The organism is Bdellovibrionales bacterium, from assembly GCA_016714165.1.
Classification (GTDB): domain Bacteria; phylum Bdellovibrionota; class Bdellovibrionia; order Bdellovibrionales; family UBA1609; genus JADJVA01.
On sequence record JADJNU010000002.1, the window covers coordinates 382,583 to 401,524 of the forward strand.

Consider the following 18,942-nt stretch of genomic DNA (forward strand, 5'->3'; position numbering starts at 1 on the left):
GAAAGGCGGCAGATGGATTCCCCCTCCATTTTGGCTGGGTGTTTTTCTTCCGCTGATTTTTCTCATCTCTAACTCACAAGATGAGGATGTAAAAGAGAGGTTAGGTTTCATGTCTAAATGGGATATTAATAAGGTTCGAAATATCGGGATTTCCGCCCACATTGATTCGGGCAAGACAACCCTAACAGAGCGAATACTCTTTTATACTGGACGGATACATGCAATTCATGACGTTCGCGGAAAAGATGGGGTTGGCGCAAAAATGGATTCCATGGAACTTGAAAGAGAACGTGGAATTACGATCCAGTCGGCGGCCACCAATGTTCACTGGAAAGATATCGAGATCAATATCATCGACACCCCCGGCCACGTGGATTTCACGATTGAAGTGGAGCGGGCCCTTAGAGTGCTGGATGGAGCGGTGTTGGTTCTCTGTGGAGTTGCGGGTGTTCAATCTCAATCGCTGACTGTTGATCGTCAAATGCGTCGCTACAATGTTCCACGCGTGGCCTTTATCAACAAACTTGATCGCGCCGGAGCTAATCCCTATCGTGTCACGGAGATGCTACGCGATAAATTGCGCCATAACGCCGTTATGATGCAAATTCCAATTGGCGCCGAAGACAAGTTTGAAGGAATAATCGACTTGGTCACGATGAAGGCCTATTACTTTCACGGCGAAAACGGCGAAAATATCGAGGAAAAGGATATTCCCGCAGATTACCTTGATCGAGCCAAACAATTTCGTAAGGAATTGATTGGAAAAGCAGCTGATTTTGATGATGTCGTGGGAGAGAAGTACTTGATGGAAGAGGAGCCCACAAACGATGAAATCAAGGCCGCCATCAGGAAAGGCTGCCTGAGTCTCGAGTTGACCCCAGTTTTTATTGGATCCGCCTACAAAAATAAAGGTGTTCAGAAACTGCTGGATGGAGTCAGTGAGTACCTTCCTAATCCATCAGAGGTTATCAATAAGGGTCTTGATCAGGCCAATAACGAGGCAGAGGTCATTCTGTCGTCGACAGGAGATAAACCCCTCGTCGCTCTTGCCTTTAAACTTGAAGACGGACGATTTGGTCAGTTGACCTATATGAGGCTCTATCAAGGAACAATGAAAAGAGGGGACTTTATTACCAATATGGCTAACGGTAAGAAAGTCAAAATCCCGCGCCTTGTGCGGATGCATTCAGATGAAATGCAAGAAATCGAAGATGCTTCTGCGGGAGATATCGTGGCGCTGTTTGGTGTTGACTGCTCTTCGGGAGATACCTTCACTGATGGAACTGTTGAGATCACCATGACGTCAATGTTTGTTCCAGATGCCGTGATTTCTCTGGCAATTTCTCCGAAAGACAAAACTGCGGCAGCAAACTTTTCCAAAGCTCTCAGTAAGTTCCGCAAGGAAGATCCAACCTTCCGCGTTCACCGTGACGAAGAATCCAACGAAACGATCATCAGCGGAATGGGAGAACTCCATCTTGATGTTTACATTGAGAGGATGAAAAGAGAGTTCAAAGTTGAAACGATTGCGGGAGCTCCTCAGGTGGCCTATCGCGAAACAATTGGGGTAGAGGCAAGTTATGATTATACCCATAAAAAGCAAACTGGAGGCTCTGGTCAGTTTGCGAAGGTCATCGGGAAAATGCGTCCCATCCCTCCCGAAAACGGCATCAATTACAAATTCAACTGCAACGTTGTGGGCGGTCGCATTCCCAAAGAATTTATTCCAGCCGTAGACAAAGGTTTTCAGGAAGCCGTCAAGAAGGGAACGCTCATTGGCTTCCCCATCGTCAATATCGAATTGGACTTGGATGATGGAGCCTACCATGACGTCGATTCAAGCGAAATGGCCTTCCGGATTTGCGCCATTCAGGCCTTTCGTCAGGGGTATGAGAGGGCCAATCCAACTGCCCTTGAGCCCTTGATGAAACTCGAAGTTTCTGCGCCAGAAGAATTTCAAGGCAGCGTGATGGGCCAGGTGAATCAACGAAGGGGAATGATCGGCGGGACACGCACCGAAGAGGGGTTTGTTACCGTTGAAGCAGAAGTTCCCCTTTCAGAGATGTTTGGCTATTCGACTGACTTGCGTTCGGCGACCCAAGGCAAAGGAGAATTTACGATGGAGTTCTCGCGATATGCCGCAGTCCCCCGAAGTATTCAGGAAGAGCTCGTAAAGAAATATCATGAGAGATTGGCAGCTGAAGCAAAGAAATAAAAAGAAAAAAGTGACAGCACTGAAACTCTTAAAGAGGGAACTGTGATCCTCAGCGATAAAACAATCAGTGAGATGGTGAGCCGCGGAGACTTGGGCATTGAGCCTTTGACGAGCCAATCGATTCAACCTGCATCTGTTGACTGCCGCCTCGGCAGTCATTTCTTGATGCTGGAAGATCGAGACATGTCTCTTCTTGAGCTCAATTCTGAAATCAAATATCGAGAATTCGATGGCAAATCGATCATTATGCCCCCTCAGTCCTTTTTGCTCGCGACCACCATGGAATACATTCGATTGCCTAACGACCTCACAGCTTTTGTCGAGGGACGCAGCTCCATTGGGAGAATGGGACTCTTCATTCAAAATGCGGGATGGGTAGATCCTGGTTTTGAAGGTCAAATTACTCTTGAGCTTTTTAATGCCAACTCACTTCCCATTCGTCTGGAAGCTGGGCGAAGGATTTGCCAACTGGTTTTTTGCAAGATGGATCAAATGGCCTTAAACCCTTATCGCGGCAAATACCAAGGCCAAATGTTTACCACAGGTAGCCGCGTCTTCCTTGATTCCGAGGTGAGCGAGAGCCGGAGCCAGATTCCAGTCTCATCTTAACTCTTGAGCATAATCTAAATAAGCTATTTGTATTATATAGTTACAGACAATCCTGGATCTGCTCATTCAGTTTGTTGTGCTTTGCTGCGGAATCTGGCAAGATCCTAGAACTGCGGTCAGAACGGCGCTATTGCTCAGCAAAGGACAATGTTTTCTCTCAATGGATAAGGATCAATCTGAGAAAATTCTCGCTCAAATAATTTTTGGAACCTCTGAGGTCCAAGAAGGATGAGCTTGTTAGCCATTTATGTATTTCTCTCCGCATCAATTTCATTTGCCTGTTCTCTTATGGAATCAGTAATCCTGTCGGTGTCTCCTGCTTATATGATGATTGGGGCAAAGAAGGGGCGTCGCAGCGCCCAAATTCTTCAGGAGCTAAAGTCTCAAATCGACCGACCCTTAGCGGCTATTCTCACTGCCAATACCGTTGCGAACACTGTTGGTGCCGCCGCAGTGGGGGCCGAGATCCAAAGTCTTTATGGCAATGAGTTTGTCGCTCTCGGCTCAGGAATCATGACTTTTGTGATTCTTGTCTTTGCCGAGATCATCCCAAAGACCATAGGCACTCTGTACTGGAAAACCCTTGCGCCCATCTGTAGTTATTCGATTCGATCCCTGATCGTGGTCACCTATCCTTTTGTGCTCTTGTCTGAAAACCTTCGGGGACTGCTCGGGAGAAGGCCTGCCCACCGGATGACCCGAGAAGAAATGATCATGACTGCAGAGATGGGAGCCAATGAAGGAACCTTGCATCCCAAAGAAAGCCACGTGATTCGCAATCTTCTTATGCTCGATAAGGTAAAGGTTTCGGACATCATGACCCCTCGCTCTGTTATTTTCGCATTTGAGGAGGGAAAGACTGTGGGAGAGGTTATGTTGGAGCACCTCCCTCTGCGGTTTTCCCGAATTCCGATTTACAATGAGAATCTGGATAACGTCATTGGAATGATTCATCGGTATAAGCTCATGGAGGCAGCTTCACACGACCATGACAGCATTCCTATTGAAAAACTCATGAGTCCCATCCATACAATTCCAGAGGGAGTCTCGGTTGCGGCTGCTCTTGACCAATTTATCAAGCGCCGTGAGCACATCTTTCTGGTTGTCGACGATTACGGAACAACAAGTGGCCTGGTCAGCCTTGAGGATGCAGTTGAGACCCTTCTTGGAGTTGAGATCGTCGATGAGTTGGATTCTGTTACCGACATGAGACAATATGCCAGGGAACTTTGGCGTGACCGTAAGCAACAGAAGGCATGGCCGCTGAAATGAGCCAGACCGGATTGATCTTTGTCTATATCACCACTCCAAATGAACAGATCGCCTTGGAAATTGCAAAAGCAGCTATCAATAAAAAGCTAGGCGCCTGCGCCAATATTCTTCCGCAGATGAAATCCGTTTATGAATGGCAGGGGAACTTGTGCGAAGAATCTGAAACTCTGTTGATCATTAAAACGAGGGCTTCACAATATCGGGAGCTTGAAGAGAAGCTTTTAAAGCTGCATCCTCATGAATGTCCCTGCATTGTTGCGCTCCCCATACAGGATGGGCACTCCAAATTCCTATCCTGGATTGAAAAACAGACTTCCTAAACCAACCCCATTGCTGATAATCAGACACTCACTCACTTCTCATTCATTCTCAAGGAGGTCTCATGACTCAAATGCCCAAAGCGGAACTTGCCGCCGAAATTTACAGAGTAGCTTATCTCACTGGTCACTTTAAATTGCGATCTGGACAATTTTCAAAAGAATATTTTGATAAGTATCGCTTTGAATCTCAACCGCGCCTTCTCAAAGCAATTGCCAGCCACCTTGTCCCCATGATCCCACCAGAGACCGAAGTGCTGGCCGGTTTAGAGATGGGTGGTATTCCTATTGCCACAGCCCTTTCCCTCGAAACGGGCTTGCCCATCGTTTTCGTCCGAAAGGAAGCCAAAGATTATGGAACCTGCCTCTTTGCCGAAGGCTCCGAGATCAAAGACAAACAGGTTTGTGTCGTTGAAGACGTTGTCACAACGGGTGGACAGATCGTTCTCTCAACCAGGGATTTGCGAGGTTCTGGAGCAATTATTCACCATGTTATCTGTGTCATTCACCGTGGAACAGGCCTACAGCCAGAGTCTCTCACTGAATCAGGGCTCAGCCTCTCTGCGCTCTTTACGATGGGCGAACTCAAGAATTCCGTAAATATTACTTAATCCCTCTTCAAATTCTTGGCACTTGAAGCTATTGAAGCTATAACCAAGAGGATTTTTAATCCACGCACCCTTAGCTCAATTGGATAGAGTATGTGACTTCGGATCACAGGGTTCCAGGTTCGAGTCCTGGAGGGTGCGCCATTGTGACTGAGATGACACATACATCTTGCAGAGAACATCAAGATCGAACCAAGGAGAGCCAAAGGCTCGACGGTTCGATTCTTGTACCATAAAATTTCCCAAATAGATCTAGGAGTGAGAGTTTGATGAGAACCAGAGTGGCTTGCCACTTGGACGGTACGGTGGGGATGTCAATGCCCCGAAAGGACCCAACTCCACCGGGTAAAGCTTACCAAAGGCCCTTTGGGAGCCGAAATCCAACTATGCCAGGACCTAATATATAGGGGCGACAGACCTCCATTAAACTAGGGGGCCTCAGTACCAGTCCGTTCAGCAAGGCTCAGGAGTGGCCCCATTAAGATTATATGAAGGCTGACGCGAAGAGGGCACAGGGTTTGGGTTTTGAAACTCTTGGCCAAGCCTAATGTCGGGTGAAGGAATTCAGCATTTTTACCGAAGACTATTTTGCCATGTAAAAGCAAACGTATTTTTAAAAGCACAGATCAAACAAGTCGCATCGCCTCAGTTTGAATGCAGTTCTAAAAGTGGAAGGTGGAAACATGAAATTACCTATAAATTTAACCTCGATATTCATACCACTGCTTTTTTCCCATCAAAGTTTTGCAGACAGCTTGACAACGAAAAACCTTTTAGGTGATTTGGAAGATCTCAACAAATGCGAACGAAATGTCCCAAGTGAACGCTCTTGCACTGAAGATCTTTCCTATGTCTTGCGCAACTGCCAATTCGATGAAGAAACTAAGAGAATTTGTACAAATAGGGAATCCGAAATTCAGAGGTATCTCAATCTTGCTGACAAATTTCAAAGGGATGCCTTCGGAGCTGAAATAGATTTGAGAGATGATTTACCACTCAGATTTGCTAGTATTGAGAGTCTTAAGAAAGATCTTAAAGCTGTTGAAGGCTCTTATTCAACGGAGGGCGTTTTGCGCAAAATGGAAGAGCTCAAATCTGAACAATGTCAGGAATTGGAATCAAGTATTACTATCTGTAAAAATCCAAATAAATACACTACCATAAAGGAGTCGACTGACATTTCATCTACAGAAGATCCAAAGATCCTTTTGAAAAAAGTGGAAAATAAGAAAGACCTTGAATACGCTGAATACACCAGAAATGGACCCAAAATGCTGAAGATTTACCTGGCCGACCCCTCTATGAAGGATGACCAACAGTCTAAAAAAATTGAAGTCGCCTGCAAGCTTATAAATAAAATTAACGATACGAGCTGTAAGGAAAAAAGCAACCAATTGTCTACAAATGCTCCTGAAAAAACTGATGGAACCAAATAAATCTAATTCCATCAGTTTTTAGTTTTCTGCCGTGATTTATATATATCTGCAGATGACCTCATAAGGTTTGGAACAAATACTGATATACAATCTTTTCGAACAATTGTGCATGAAGGCTTTCATTTCATTGGACAGGATGGCTGGTACTTTAGCGCAGCCATTCAGCGTGGAACGTCCTATCCTATTGCCAGTTCCCCGCGTCTCTATCGTAGAATGATGTTCAACCGCTAAAAGGAATATTTTCTGTATCGCGGAAAACCTACTACAAGCTTGGCCAAGGCAGCTTATTGGAATACCAAATGGAAGACTGAATTTCCTGACGAATTTCGCAACTCGATGGACCGAACTGAAAGCACCGCTACATACGTTGAATATATCTCCTCCGCTGTTGGTGAGGGAGGTTGTCAGATTTCAGAATCGGATATATATTCTTCCATGGCTAACAGACTGAATACTGATATGGGTTCCCCAGTTTCAGGTAGAAGCTTTGGACTCGACTCGGAAGCATATGACATTGGGACCATAGCTGGATTCATACTGCGTTTGCCCTCTAAGCCGATGGGATAAAAAAGACGGACTAATCCATTTGCGGCGTAAGCCGCATTTCGGAGTTCAAGATGTGCAATCCGGTCAGTTCAGCGATATCCCTGTAATGTCCACGTTGACCTTTCTGACTGAAGTGACGAGTTGATGGTTGTGATGTTGCACATCCACACCAAGGTTCTTGAGTTGTTTGAAGAGAAGCTTGATCTTGTGTTCCTTGGGATCGCCCCGCATGTAGCCGAGCCTAGTGAGAACTTCCACTTGTTGTACTTGGCCCGGTAAAAGGAACCACGGTTGAGTTTGGCTCCGTGAGCAGCCTGGATAAGCAGCTTTCTAAAATGCGGCGAGCCGTCTCGACATTTTGATCTTTTTTTTTACCGGCAGACTCATTGTTGCCGGCGGCAACGCCGGCCCAAGCCGCGAACTTCCTTTCATCTGCGAAGTTGGATACGTCGTTGGTTGCCTCGGCAATAATACCCACCGCTAGTGTCATATCTATGCCGGGGATCTTTCGTAGTTCCTCGATAAGGTTTGCGTAGGGCGTGACGTCCACTGCGAGCTGCCGATCTACTTCTAAAACTCTGCTGTTGAGATCATCATATTGTTGCATCAACTCTTTGATCAGAAAAATGTGATGGCTTGTAAAGCAGTTTGTCAGGGACTTCTTGATTTCTCCTTTCCGCTTGATGTTGGTGGTCACTGAAGCCGCCAAGACGTCCGCCCGGGTCGTGCCCTCGGCTAGGAGTCTGAGCACCTTCACACCTGCCACACCAAAAACGTTAGAGACCACTGAGCCCAACTTAATGTTTCCATCCTCAAGGATTTTTTGAACTCTGTTTTTGACGCGCGTAATGTCGTCAGTCAGGTTCGTGCGATGGCGGCTCAAGAGTCTGAGTTGCTGAAACTTATCCTCCGGTATAAAGGACGCTCGGATTAGCCCGAACCGGTGCAACTGCGCAATCCAGTGGGAGTCGTTCATGTCAGTCTTTCTTCCCGGCACATTCCTCATCGAGCGGGCGTTGCCAACCGTACATTTTATCCCCATCTTGGACCACACGTTGTAAACGGGCTTCCAAAAAATCCCGGTGCTCTCCATGGCGACCTCAAGAACTTCGCACTCTTTGAGAATAACGGCCATTGCCATTAAATCCTCAGTGAACGTGCCGCATTCAAACTGCTCCACCACAGGCTCTTTGTCCGCGTCACCCTTTAAAATGGTGATTGCGAGAATCTGTTTGTGGACGTCGACTCCGGCTACATTGGTTCTGATCGCATGCATGGGTTGCTCCCCCGTTAGGTTAAAACCCCGGGAAGACATGAGAAGGGCTGCACATCTACAAAATTTGCTCTACGAGGGATCTCTAAAAACCCCTCATACAAATGGTCCTTTGAGCGCCCAACCAGCCACGTTTATGATCGACCTATTTAAATCAGGATGTCGGACGAGAAGAGATAAGCCAGACGAACTTCGGCCTTTTTAGTCTTCCTAGGATCGACGCCTGAATACACTGACTTGGTTAATTTTGTTAGCTTAGGTTGCAGAGGGTCCGCGCGGCGCAGCCGAGCGGGTAGACGTTTATGAAAAATCTTTTGCTTCTGGGATTTTTATTTTTATCGCAGGTAGCTTTCGGGGAAGTACGGAATGAGGTCGTTATTTCATCGCAACCTGAAATTCGTAAGTTTCTTTCAAATCCCCATAGTTATATTTATGATTTAGCTGCCACTCCGTATTTAGAAAGAAGCTCGTCGGCTTCCGACATCATGAAAGAGCGCCTAAAAGACTATTTGACTGGCAGTTATCATTTATCTCGCGTCAATACTGGTTCCTCTGTGAGAAAACTCAAAGTAAATCTCTCGGACTTTAACAAAAAGGACAGCGATGACCGGATTTTGTGCATTTTGAATACACGAACGATGGTTCTTCGGAGCAATACTATCACTATAAATATGTGACCTTCTCTGGTGGGTCGGTGTTTCTCCCTAACCTTATTAAAAATGAACCGGCTAATATTAAAGACTTAGAGGCGTGCAAGGCTTACCATACAGGTCATCCTCTTGCCTGCCGATAAGGTTTAATATAATAATATTAAACGGCGCATCCAAGGAGGGCGGTTCGAAAGTCCTCCAAGTGTGGGTGCGCCAATTTCCCAAATCGCTGTTTTGACTCGATGGCCCCTGAAAGACCTTGAAAAATATCAATCCGAACGTCTGCGATTTTAATTCGGACCAATGGTTTTTTACTGCAAGGCAAGTGGTATGAATCGAAATATAGCCGTATTGGTCTTGTCTGTTTTTGTCGCTGGATCGAGCGCCGAGGGAATCGCGCAGCCTGTTGATTTTCAAAGTATCGGCGCCGAGTTGACTCCCACTATGTTGAAATGCCCGGAGCGCATTTGGCCGAATTATAATTGGTGGGCAATCAATGTTTCGAAACTCCTCAAGCTGGGTGGGCGGTTCTCCCAAGCTTATCTCCAGAGAACGCGCCTAGTAGACGTAACTCATGGCCACGCGAGACATGATGTTGCCGGCATTCAATGTTCCGGCGGTTGTAGTGAAGCTCCCATCGAGATAAAAACCATTGAGCAACACTGACATACCGCCCGCAACCGTTGCGGAATCCGCAATCGAGTTGGAGGTGGACGGAGTTCCCGTCGTCTTATTCGTTTGATCGTTGAGAAGCACCCCCTGCTTGATCGAACCGCGCAGCGACAGCCATCTCTTCACTTGGCCTTCAACTCCAAAACCAGCCAACAGTTGAGTCGTTTCAAGCTCATGGCTCACCGAGGCTCCTTGTTCCAAGGATTCACGCTCCAGTTGTGCAAACCAGATCAAGAACGCATGACGGCTGCTCAATTCCTCCGTATGTCCAGCGCCCACGGTTAACTCAAATGCATTGAGATCCTGACTCGTACCACCAACGACTTCATACTCAGAATCCTTTTTGTGGATTTGCCCCCAGATACGATATTTGTCGAGATTATAGATGGCACCCACCTTCAATCCCAACTTGCCTTTGTATCCATCGTTATCAACCGCCGCACCCTCTGCTTCGTCAACCAAAGCCAGATGACTATAAAACTCCCACTCCTCACCCACAAGAACACCCGCACGGAATCCAACAAAGGTCTCTGATCTTTCGACACCGGCGACAGTGGTTTCATCTTTGTTATTTGAGAGAGTCGCTCCAAGGCCCCAACGATTGGCCGACCCCGAGCCCATTCCCCAGGTAAAATCAAGAGTGTTATCTGGCATCAGGAATGTTCCTGATGCAGAAGTACCAGCTAAATTTCGAAAGGAAATGGATTCATTATCCTCGTTACCGAGATAGATTGTGTACGGAAAAGAACCCTCATTTTCAAACCATCCGCCTTCTGCTTTCGGTGCAGCGACAGTATCGGTTTTACTGGCTCCGCCATCATCACCCCACTCGAGATTGATCCGTCGATCGATCTTATGAATATATGCGGGATTCAAAAAGATATTGCGTTCGTCTTTGACAAAGAACGAACCCATCGAATCTTGGTTCAAAGCTTCGAGACGTGACTTGGTTGCAAAGGCCGGTGGTCCCCCGATGACTGCCGCGACCAATAAGAAACTGAGTTCCCACATGATTTCGTCCCCCCGAAAACACTAAATTAAAATAATGAACAGGAGGATAAAATACTCCGGAGCGAAAGAGCAATCCAAAAAAGCCTGACGTAAAAATGAATTGGCTTGTCACCCTAACTGAAATTTTAAATGTGTGATTGAGACGCTAGATGTGATGTGTGTTGATTGGTTTGAGTTATGATCCCTTATCTGGGATGAGAGATACCCCTATGATTACAAGCTGAGGACTTACGCGGCTAAATCCGAGGCTATGACGCCAGGCTTCACTTTTCAGCTGTCTGCAACTCTCTAAAATTTCTATCTAGGCAAAGAGTCAATTTACATGGTTCAAAGAATAGGGAGGACATTAAGCGGTTTTCAGCCGGCTAAGTGTTGTGCACAATTCTTGCTTTGGGATTTCCCTTTAATCCAATCTTCTCACTCCATCTAGGACGATCAAGTACAAGAGATATCGGAATGGGACTCAAAGCATGAAGGAAACACATATGAAAAACTGGTTAGTCATCATTTTAGGATTGATTGCAACCTCATCGGCGATAGCAAATCCGATCGATTATTCAAGTATATTTTTCACTCAATTTAAAGATTCAGCACCTAAGAAGCAAGTGGCTCCACCTGACGATCACGTTGATTTGAACGAAAATTACTTAAATCGGGACTATTTTGCGTCTGGCGACTTGGTGTGGACCCAACCACTTCAGTATCTATTAAATCACATTCAAGCGTCGGTCGCACTTCCTCAGACCCTCTTGCGCACTTTCATCTCAGTAGCGGAGAAATCACTCAAGCCTAAGAAAGACAATTATCCGATATCACCAGATCGTTACCCCGAAAATTCCATAGCGCGACTGTTTATTCAAGAGAGCATCTCTGCAGCTTTCTACCACCTTAAGGGAAATTACCAATTGCCCTACCAGATGGGTTTGCTTCTTTCCGATGGCTCTGAGAGTTTATCCGCAGAGGCTTTGAGAGAAGTCCAGAGGGATTCAACGACCAAACGCGGAACAGTTCAGATTCTATTTGGAGATGTCGGAGCTAGTGGGGTGAGTAGTCTCGTGACTGAATACGCCAAAGCGAGTGGGCGTCAACTTGAGCATATTCATGCGGGATGGCATTTTGTTGATATCAGAGCGTTAGCGGCAGAAATTCAGGGACATGTTCGTCAGGGAAATGCTCCTATTCTTTATTTTGACCAACTGAACAGATATCCTGATGAAATTCTTGAAGCGGTGGCAGCCTTGACCGAAAATCGAGCTCTCATTGGAAATGCCAGCTTGATCGTCTCCTTCAAGCCAGATGCCTTCGGTGGTACAAACAGAAATCTATTAAATAGAATAGTTTCTAGCTCAGAAGCTCTTCACACAGTAGGTCATCCAAGATCTTGGCATTATTATGCAGATTTCATTCGAATCAATCTGCCAGCCGTCTTAAATCTGATTGCTAGAAAAAATCAGCACAATAAAAATCTTATCCTTATGAACGAGGAATCGACCATAACTCAACTCGCAAATGCCTCATGGAACATCCAAGAGGATACGGGACGTTCGCTTTTTAGAGAACTGGATATGATTCTCCGTAACCCTGATATAGACTATTCTGATGCAATTTTTGATGGTTTAGGTTTATGTGGGAATTTTTTGAGATCGAGATCCAGATCGAGTTCCCGAATTGGTTTTTATGAAGCGGTAACGCGATACCAAAGTGCGGTTCGAGAATCACTGGGAACAGAATAGATTATTTGAAAAAAAGCTGAGATTAGATCTGGTAGAAGTGCCTTTTACTGCATGACAGGACTTGTAGTTACAAAACCATACGGAAACGAGTCATAAATTCTCCTGCTATCGAGTAGCGTCTGAGGTCTTTGCATATTCGGTCTTGGCCGTCGCACTTGGAAATCCTTCTGGACCAGAACGAAAACGTCCAGCCCAATCCTGTTGAAACTCTGAAGGAATGATTACGCATTCTGAGGGAAATTGTTCGGGGTAAAACCTAAAGCTATGATTAGAGCCATAAATGAGAATCACATCTCTTTGCGCTGCGTTTTGTGAAAAGTAATTCTGAACTTGCGTGAGCGCGGCTTTTTCCCTCGCGCCATAAACCAGTGATCCTATTTTTGGCGGATAAGAGTCGGTGCTAGAATCATGTGTCCTTAACCAACGCTTGATCGGATCATTGATTTCATCTGAGGCTTCTCGGTTTTCATATACTCGGTGAAGAACGCTCGCTCTTCCTCGTATTAACTGAACGAATTCGCCACCATTATCCACCAATTTTTGCTTCTGAATATCGGTCAAAGCATCAGGGCTTTCTGGCAAACCTCTGGGGAAAATTCGGTTGTAGTAGCTTTTCAGTCCTGCTCGCACATCCGCAGGGAGCATATCCAACGATACGTCTTTGTCTTTCACCTGCTCACTAAAAACTGGAACTTGGGGGAATCTTCCGATATATGAAGCGACTTTTAGTTGAGACTCGACGATTTTATTTTTTTGAGAATCAGACATTTTCACACCGGCGAACTCGGGGGGGGGATGGCTCTGGGGTAAAAAAATAATTCGATGTTTACACTCATCCGCATTGGCTGCCGTTAGAGCAAATGAAGTGAGCACATAAAAAAATGAAATCAGATTAATCCCAAATGCCATATCCTCTCCAATCCTTACGCAGGGGATATTTCAATAGTGAGACCACCTCCTTATTGAAAATTTGAGATTTGAGGCATCAAAACTGGGTAGCAGGCCCTAAATTGTGACCTTTCCGTCAAGTGAATGGGCAGTGTTTCATATTGAAACATCACTCGGAATTCCCTTTATCTCCCTGGAATTCTTCAAAGATCTCATTGTTCGCTGTCTGTCGCTCACTCTTTTTATATTTTAAGTACCCATTGGGCTTCAGGCAATTCGCTGAGATCAATAGAGAAAGGCATCATTGTGCCGATGTCATTTCATTGGTCCTTAAGCGAGCAGAGGCAGAAATACCAAGACTCGCTCTACCTCAACCTGTTCCACAAGTAAGTGTACTCCAGGGCCATCACATGGGCTGTCTCTTCCAGGTTTGCCCGGCCCGCATGCCCTCCGTTGATGTTCTCATAATAAAAGACAGGGTGTCCCTGCTCCAACATGCGGGCTGCCATTTTACGTGCATGTCCGGGATGAACTCGATCATCCTTTGTTGACGTTGTAAATAGCGCCTGAGGATATTGAGTTTTGGGATTGAGGTTGTGGTAGGGAGAATACTTCAACAGATAAGCACATTGCTTGGGATCATCTGGATCGCCGTATTCGGCCATCCAGCTAGCTCCTGCAAGTAGTTTCGAGTACTTCACCATATCAAGCAAAGGAACCTGAGCAAGCGCTGCCCTATAGAGTTCTGGTCTTTGCACCATCGTGGCTCCGACCAATAGTCCACCATTACTTCCACCTTCAATTCCCAATTTCTCAGGTGAAGTGATTTTGCGATCAATCAGGTCCCGCGACACGGCGATAAAATCGTCAAAAGCGACCTGACGATTCTCCCTCAGAGCGGCCTGATGCCACTCGGGCCCAAACTCGCCTCCTCCCCTAATATTGGCAATAACATAGACTCCTCCACGCTCTAGCCATATCTTTCCTATCGACGCCGAATAATAAGGCGCCAGTGAAGTCTCAAAGCCGCCGTATCCATATTGAATTGTCGGATGTGAACCATCAAAGGCCATGTCTTTTGGTTTCAAAACAAAGTAAGGAATTTCAGTTCTATCTGAACTCCGAGCAAAATATTGAACCACCTCATACTTGCTGGCATCAAATCGATCGGGAGCTTTTTTAATCAACTCGAGCTTAAAACTGTCATCTTCGTCTTTGACCAAATATTGGCTCGTCGGAGTTAAGTGATCAGTGTAGGTCATCGTTGAGATATCAGCAGGCTCCTCATCGCTCTTAAGATCAAATGAAATGATTCCCGTACTCGGAAAGGGCAGCACGCGAGACTCCCATTTACCCTCCTGATCCAGCTTGATATCGAGAATCTTTCCTCTGATATTATCAAGAACATTCACGAAAACTCGATTTTTTCGAACCTGAACGTCTTCTATAGACTGCCGAGGACCCGCCGTAAAGACTGTCTCTGCACCTTCAAGGCTCGTGGCTTCTAAATTAAAACGAACAATCGAATTGACTGGAATGGTTCGTTTTTCCAGAATCAATTTTTCTTTCAAGAGGATAAAAATATAATTTTCCTTAATCCCAAGAAAACTAGAAGTTAAGGGCTTTGGAATTTGCCGAAGAGATCCATCTCCCCCTTGAATAAACAATTCCGTCTTATAGAAATCAGTGATCCGATGAAACAGCACATGCTCTCTATTTCCATCCCGAATCAAAGAGGAATCGGCCTGGATATCTGATTCCTTTACCTCAAATTTGATCACGGCCTGATCAAGAGATTGGCCACGATGCCAAAGCCTAACCGTTCGAGGATATCCAGACTTGGTGAGTGAGTCCTTTCCAAATTCGCCCGCAATAAGAACCGTATTTTCATCCAGTCCCACCAAAGAAGATTTTGCTTCAGGTACAAAAAATCCATCCGCAACAAACTGCCGCGACTCAAGGTCGAACTCTCGAACGACGGAGGCATCCTTCCCTCCGCGCGAAAGAGTGATCAGTAATCTTTGAGAATTCTTGGTTAGTCGTTCGTATCCCTTGTAGACCCAGTTTTCTCCCTCCGCCTGTGACAATTTATCTAGATCCAGAATAACATCCCAGCTAGGGCTTTCCTTCTTATATTCTTCCAGGCTTGTTCGACGAATCACGCCATGCTTGTGCGCTTCGTCCTGCCAAAAATTCCAGAAATATCCTTTGTGAAAGGAGGAAAATGGCACCCGATCCGAGGCAAACAAAATACCTCTCATGTCCGCCAAAATTGAGCGATACGCAGGATCTGCTTCTAAAACATCGGTCGTCTTTTGATTTTGCCCACGAACCCAAGCCATCGATCCTTCGCCCTCTATGTCCTCAAGACCATAAAATGGATCAGGAGGAACCTGAGTGGCTGCTGCTGAGAAGGGGAGCATAGTTACAATTCCAAAAATCAAACCAACATCAAATAGCTCTCTGGAAATCGATAAAATAAAGACTTCTATTTTCGTTAGAAGAAAATGAACCACGAGCCCCCCCGTTATTACCAGATTTTCTTTTACTGCTTGGTTGGAATTCGAAGTACCACGAGTCCCAAACCTATGCAATGCCCGACGGGCTTTTTACTTTTCGCCTACAATATAGGCAACCCATGCGTCGCAATTCTCGTTGGTGACCTCAGCCCTCGTGAAATCACCATTCCCGTCACCGCTTTTGGTCGTTCCTTCCCAATAGACATGTGTTTTGCGAAATCCAACTTCTTCCATAATGTCTCTCAACTCAGGGATAGACCACATTCTCCAATCGTAAGAAAACACATTTTTTCGTTTTTTCCCTTCACCCTTGATCTTGAAATGAATGTGAAAAATGGCATGATGAGTGATAGCATCGAAACTCTCTTGATCCCAAAAATAAGAAAACCCCTTGTGCACCACCTGCTCTACGTTGGGTTCCTGACAGGCCGGCCCACCAAAACAATCGACTATGAAAAGTCCTCCCTCGTTCAGACAAGAAAGCGCATTAGAAAAATACTCCCTCATAGAAGAGCGAGTCTTAAAAATAAAATAGGAGAAATTCATGGCCACTATGATGTCGGCCTTGGCAAGTTTTTTTGATAATACATTCTCGTTGTAGATCTGTACGTTTCTCTGTTGTGCAGGCTTGAGTCTTGCCAAATGGTGAGTCTTTCCATAGTTGGTAGGCTCCTGATCCAAATCAATTCCAACTCCAAGATGAGAAGGATGGAGTTTCACCCATTCACATAAGATAGAGAAAGTTCCACAGAAATCTTCCCGGAGAACGATCGGTTTTTTTCCTTTTAACTCTTTATAAACGTCTCGCAAAAATAAAACATCGGTGTCGGGAGATTGAACTGATTTGAGATAATAGGCATATTTATCAAAATTATCGGATTTACCAGATTTAATCGCACCTTTTCCATTTTTACTCATTCACCACGACCCAAAATTTTAAGGTTATTGTCACAAGAAGAGGACTCTCTTCAATAAAAAAATCTCAATTTTTTAAGTTTGATATTCAAGGAGCTTCCTCAAGAAGCTCAAGAACAGCTTGTTTGATATCGCTCACCTGTGGCACTGTCGCCTCCTCCAAATTTGGATGCAACCCAATACCAGGAAGATTCTTTGCTGCCAATACCCGAGGAGCAGCCAAGAGCTCATAAAAAAGCTCCCTCGTCATTCGACAGGCTAGGTGTTCTCCAAAATTTGTCACCTCGGTGTCCTCGTTGACAAACAAAACACGGCCCGAACGCCTCACCGACTCTCGTATTGTCTCCCAATCGTAGGGAACAAGACTTCGCAGATCAATCACTTCAATATTGATTCCATCCCCCTTGAGTTCATCGGCAACCTGATTGCACATGAGGAGGTTTCTTCCATACGTAATAACCGAAAGGGCCCGACCATGGCGAGTGATCTTTGCCTTTCCAATTGGCACCGCGTACTCAACCAATTCTGGCCATTGAGGTCGCCATTGACTACGATCTCCAACGGGAGCATCAATCATTTTCTTCAATTGCTTTTCATCCTCGGGCTCACCGGGAAGCAACTCCTCCCCTCTGACACGCATGAGAGCTTTTGGCTTTAAAAATAACACGGGATTGGGGTCCTGAACGGCCGAGATCATCAAGCCATAGGCGTCCAATGGTGTGCTCGGAAAAACCACTTTCCATCCAGGAAGACGAGTGGCCCAAGCATCAAAACTGTGGCTATGGTAAATCGATCCTCGAATACCCGCTCCGACCGGGGTCATCACGACGATCGGAAGATGATAGGCCCCGTTTGAAACCCAATGGGTATTGCCCGCAATCTTTAACAAATCAATTGTGTTAAAGATGTAATCACCGAACTGAATTTCAGCAACGCATCGATCTCCAGCTAAACCGAGGCCTATTGCCATTCCAATAATGCCTCTCTCGTCCAGGGGCGAATTCCAAGAAGTCTCCAAACCTTGAGTTGCCGTAAAAACACCGCCCAGAGGGGGGCCAACGTCCTGGCCAAACACATCTTTCAGATCTAAGTTCGTTTCACAGTAATGCAAAGCCATGCGGATCGCCTGTGCCATATTCGCCATCAGAATTTTCTCCAGTCCGCGTTTTCATTTTCGAAATACACGTGCTCCCAAATACTCTCTCTCGATGGAGGAGCTTCGAGGCGCACCAATTTCCTGTGCTTCTTTGGCTTCTGCTTCATATTCCTTCCAAAGAGACTGAGCCTGTCGATCTGTTAAAATTCCTGCTCGCTTCAATTTCTCTTCGAAAATTTCTATGCAATCTTCCTCCTGTCGCCGAGTAGCTCCATCAGCAGAGGAGTGACCATAAAGACGCGAAACCTTGGCCTCAAGTAGGACAGGCCTTCTCTTAAGCCGGATATAATCAAGGGATTCGCGTAGCTTTATATAGGACTCGATGGGATCGTTTCCATTGATCACCAGGGTTTTCATGTTAAAGGCCTTGCCACGATCAGCGACATGATTTTCGCCATGTTGCCCTTCGAAAGCTGTTGAAATTCCCCAACGATTATTTTGAACCGTGATAAGCATTGGCAATTCAGAGCCCTTTCGCGAAGCCCAGACCAAACAACTCGCGAAATCACCTTCGGCGGTACCAGCATCTCCCCCCGTAACGATGGTGACGCCTTGACCACCGAAGCGTCGTTGGGACCACGCTGTCCCCAACGCAATGGGGTACTGAACCTCTATTGGCGAAGACACCGGAGTGACATTCATTTCTGGAAAACAATAATGGTTAGCAAAATTTCTTCCGCCTGTGCAAGGATCAGTGGACTTGTTCATGATCAATCTGATGGAATCGATCATAGGCATCCCCATCGCAACCAAAGTTGGTGAGCACCGATAATGGAGATGCAAGAAATCGTAGGCAGGACCCTTGCCCTTGTGAATCAAAAGCCCAAGCGGAACACCAAAGGCTTCCTCTCCTGGTCCGCCAATCCAAAAATAGGCATCTCCCGCCTTATATATCTTGATAAGACGATCCTCCAGAACTCGCGACTTCACCATCAAACGATGGATATTCAATAATAGATCCTTGGGCAAATCCAATTTTGAATTTCCCCTCGACTTTTTTGCTCCACCTTCAGGTACGGAAGTCTTCTTTTTCTTCACCTTTACCTTTACCTTTGCCTTTGCCTTTGAAGAGGCCATCTTGGGGCCTTGAAAGCTCTTCTTTTTTTCCTTGCCGCGTGCTGT

General features: G+C 45.8%; 14 protein-coding genes, 1 tRNA gene and 1 pseudogene. 9 read left to right on the forward strand and 7 right to left on the reverse strand.

Annotated elements, in window-relative coordinates:
* The first annotated feature begins 109 nt into the window (after nt 1–109).
* From IPJ71_13035 to IPJ71_13065, 7 genes are all read left to right on the forward strand, one after another.
* On the forward strand, nt 110–2,215 hold the full coding sequence (locus IPJ71_13035) for an elongation factor G (GenBank protein MBK7844594.1): 2,106 nt from the start codon (nt 110–112) through the stop codon (nt 2,213–2,215).
* A gap of 42 nt (nt 2,216–2,257) precedes the next feature.
* Entirely contained in the window at nt 2,258–2,824 is a 567-nt protein-coding gene (gene dcd, locus IPJ71_13040) for a dCTP deaminase (GenBank protein MBK7844595.1), read from the forward strand.
* Nucleotides 2,825–3,052: 228 nt separating this feature from the next.
* Nucleotides 3,053–4,096 carry an HlyC/CorC family transporter gene (locus IPJ71_13045; protein ID MBK7844596.1) on the forward strand — a complete coding sequence of 348 codons (1,044 nt, stop codon included), beginning with the start codon at nt 3,053–3,055 and terminating at the stop codon, nt 4,094–4,096.
* Nucleotides 4,081–4,416: a divalent-cation tolerance protein CutA gene (locus IPJ71_13050; protein ID MBK7844597.1), complete on the forward strand. Its 336-nt coding sequence runs from the start codon at nt 4,081–4,083 to the stop codon at nt 4,414–4,416. The genes IPJ71_13045 and IPJ71_13050 overlap by 16 nt, the downstream gene beginning before the upstream one ends.
* 71 nt (nt 4,417–4,487) lie before the next feature.
* Nucleotides 4,488–5,024, forward strand: a complete 537-nt coding sequence (gene pyrE, locus IPJ71_13055) for an orotate phosphoribosyltransferase (protein MBK7844598.1) — start codon at nt 4,488–4,490, stop codon at nt 5,022–5,024.
* 64 nt (nt 5,025–5,088) lie between these two features.
* A tRNA-Arg gene (locus IPJ71_13060) sits at nt 5,089–5,165 on the forward strand.
* Nucleotides 5,166–5,704: 539 nt separating this feature from the next.
* A complete protein-coding gene (locus IPJ71_13065; GenBank protein MBK7844599.1) occupies nt 5,705–6,457 on the forward strand; it encodes a hypothetical protein in 753 nt (250 codons plus the stop codon).
* A 787-nt stretch (nt 6,458–7,244) separates the two neighbouring features.
* Here the strand turns inward: IPJ71_13065 and IPJ71_13070 are convergent.
* Entirely contained in the window at nt 7,245–8,279 is a 1,035-nt protein-coding gene (locus tag IPJ71_13070) for an IS110 family transposase (GenBank protein MBK7844600.1), read from the reverse strand.
* A 299-nt stretch (nt 8,280–8,578) separates the two neighbouring features.
* On the opposite strand from IPJ71_13070, the gene IPJ71_13075 reads away from it, so the two are divergent.
* A complete protein-coding gene (locus IPJ71_13075; GenBank protein MBK7844601.1) occupies nt 8,579–8,953 on the forward strand; it encodes a hypothetical protein in 375 nt (124 codons plus the stop codon).
* A gap of 531 nt (nt 8,954–9,484) precedes the next feature.
* Here the strand turns inward: IPJ71_13075 and IPJ71_13080 are convergent.
* The gene (locus IPJ71_13080; GenBank protein ID MBK7844602.1) at nt 9,485–10,609 is read right to left on the reverse strand and encodes a hypothetical protein; all 1,125 of its coding nucleotides are present in this window, start codon (nt 10,607–10,609) and stop codon (nt 9,485–9,487) included.
* A gap of 485 nt (nt 10,610–11,094) precedes the next feature.
* Here IPJ71_13080 and IPJ71_13085 point away from each other — a divergent pair, with 485 nt between their 5' ends.
* A complete protein-coding gene (locus IPJ71_13085) occupies nt 11,095–12,342 on the forward strand; it encodes a hypothetical protein (protein MBK7844603.1) in 1,248 nt (415 codons plus the stop codon).
* Between the two features lie 105 nt (nt 12,343–12,447).
* Here the strand turns inward: IPJ71_13085 and IPJ71_13090 are convergent, their stop codons facing one another.
* From IPJ71_13090 to IPJ71_13110, 5 genes and pseudogenes are all read right to left on the reverse strand, one after another.
* Nucleotides 12,448–13,251 carry a hypothetical protein gene (locus tag IPJ71_13090; GenBank protein MBK7844604.1) on the reverse strand — a complete coding sequence of 268 codons (804 nt, stop codon included), beginning with the start codon at nt 13,249–13,251 and terminating at the stop codon, nt 12,448–12,450.
* A gap of 344 nt (nt 13,252–13,595) precedes the next feature.
* The gene (locus IPJ71_13095; protein ID MBK7844605.1) at nt 13,596–15,746 is read right to left on the reverse strand and encodes a S9 family peptidase; all 2,151 of its coding nucleotides are present in this window, start codon (nt 15,744–15,746) and stop codon (nt 13,596–13,598) included.
* A gap of 93 nt (nt 15,747–15,839) precedes the next feature.
* The gene (locus tag IPJ71_13100; GenBank protein MBK7844606.1) at nt 15,840–16,667 is read right to left on the reverse strand and encodes a class I SAM-dependent methyltransferase; all 828 of its coding nucleotides are present in this window, start codon (nt 16,665–16,667) and stop codon (nt 15,840–15,842) included.
* A gap of 85 nt (nt 16,668–16,752) precedes the next feature.
* Entirely contained in the window at nt 16,753–17,808 is a 1,056-nt protein-coding gene (locus IPJ71_13105) for an alpha-ketoacid dehydrogenase subunit beta (GenBank protein MBK7844607.1), read from the reverse strand.
* A pseudogene (locus tag IPJ71_13110) lies at nt 17,808–18,897 on the reverse strand (thiamine pyrophosphate-dependent dehydrogenase E1 component subunit alpha). Before IPJ71_13110 ends, IPJ71_13105 begins: the two are co-directional and overlap by 1 nt.
* Nucleotides 18,898–18,942 lie beyond the last annotated feature (45 nt).

Coding starts and splice junctions, on each gene's coding strand:
- IPJ71_13035 (MBK7844594.1), top strand. CDS start 110: ATGTCTAAATGGGATATTAATAAGGTTCGAAATATCGGGATTTCCGCC.
- IPJ71_13045 (MBK7844596.1), top strand. CDS start 3,053: ATGAGCTTGTTAGCCATTTATGTATTTCTCTCCGCATCAATTTCATTT.
- IPJ71_13050 (MBK7844597.1), top strand. CDS start 4,081: ATGGCCGCTGAAATGAGCCAGACCGGATTGATCTTTGTCTATATCACC.
- pyrE (MBK7844598.1), top strand. CDS start 4,488: ATGCCCAAAGCGGAACTTGCCGCCGAAATTTACAGAGTAGCTTATCTC.
- IPJ71_13065 (MBK7844599.1), top strand. CDS start 5,705: ATGAAATTACCTATAAATTTAACCTCGATATTCATACCACTGCTTTTT.
- IPJ71_13070 (MBK7844600.1), bottom strand. CDS start 8,279: ATGCATGCGATCAGAACCAATGTAGCCGGAGTCGACGTCCACAAACAG.
- IPJ71_13075 (MBK7844601.1), top strand. CDS start 8,579: ATGAAAAATCTTTTGCTTCTGGGATTTTTATTTTTATCGCAGGTAGCT.
- IPJ71_13080 (MBK7844602.1), bottom strand. CDS start 10,609: ATGTGGGAACTCAGTTTCTTATTGGTCGCGGCAGTCATCGGGGGACCA.
- IPJ71_13085 (MBK7844603.1), top strand. CDS start 11,095: ATGAAAAACTGGTTAGTCATCATTTTAGGATTGATTGCAACCTCATCG.
- IPJ71_13090 (MBK7844604.1), bottom strand. CDS start 13,251: ATGGCATTTGGGATTAATCTGATTTCATTTTTTTATGTGCTCACTTCA.
- IPJ71_13100 (MBK7844606.1), bottom strand. CDS start 16,667: ATGAGTAAAAATGGAAAAGGTGCGATTAAATCTGGTAAATCCGATAAT.
- IPJ71_13105 (MBK7844607.1), bottom strand. CDS start 17,808: ATGGCGAATATGGCACAGGCGATCCGCATGGCTTTGCATTACTGTGAA.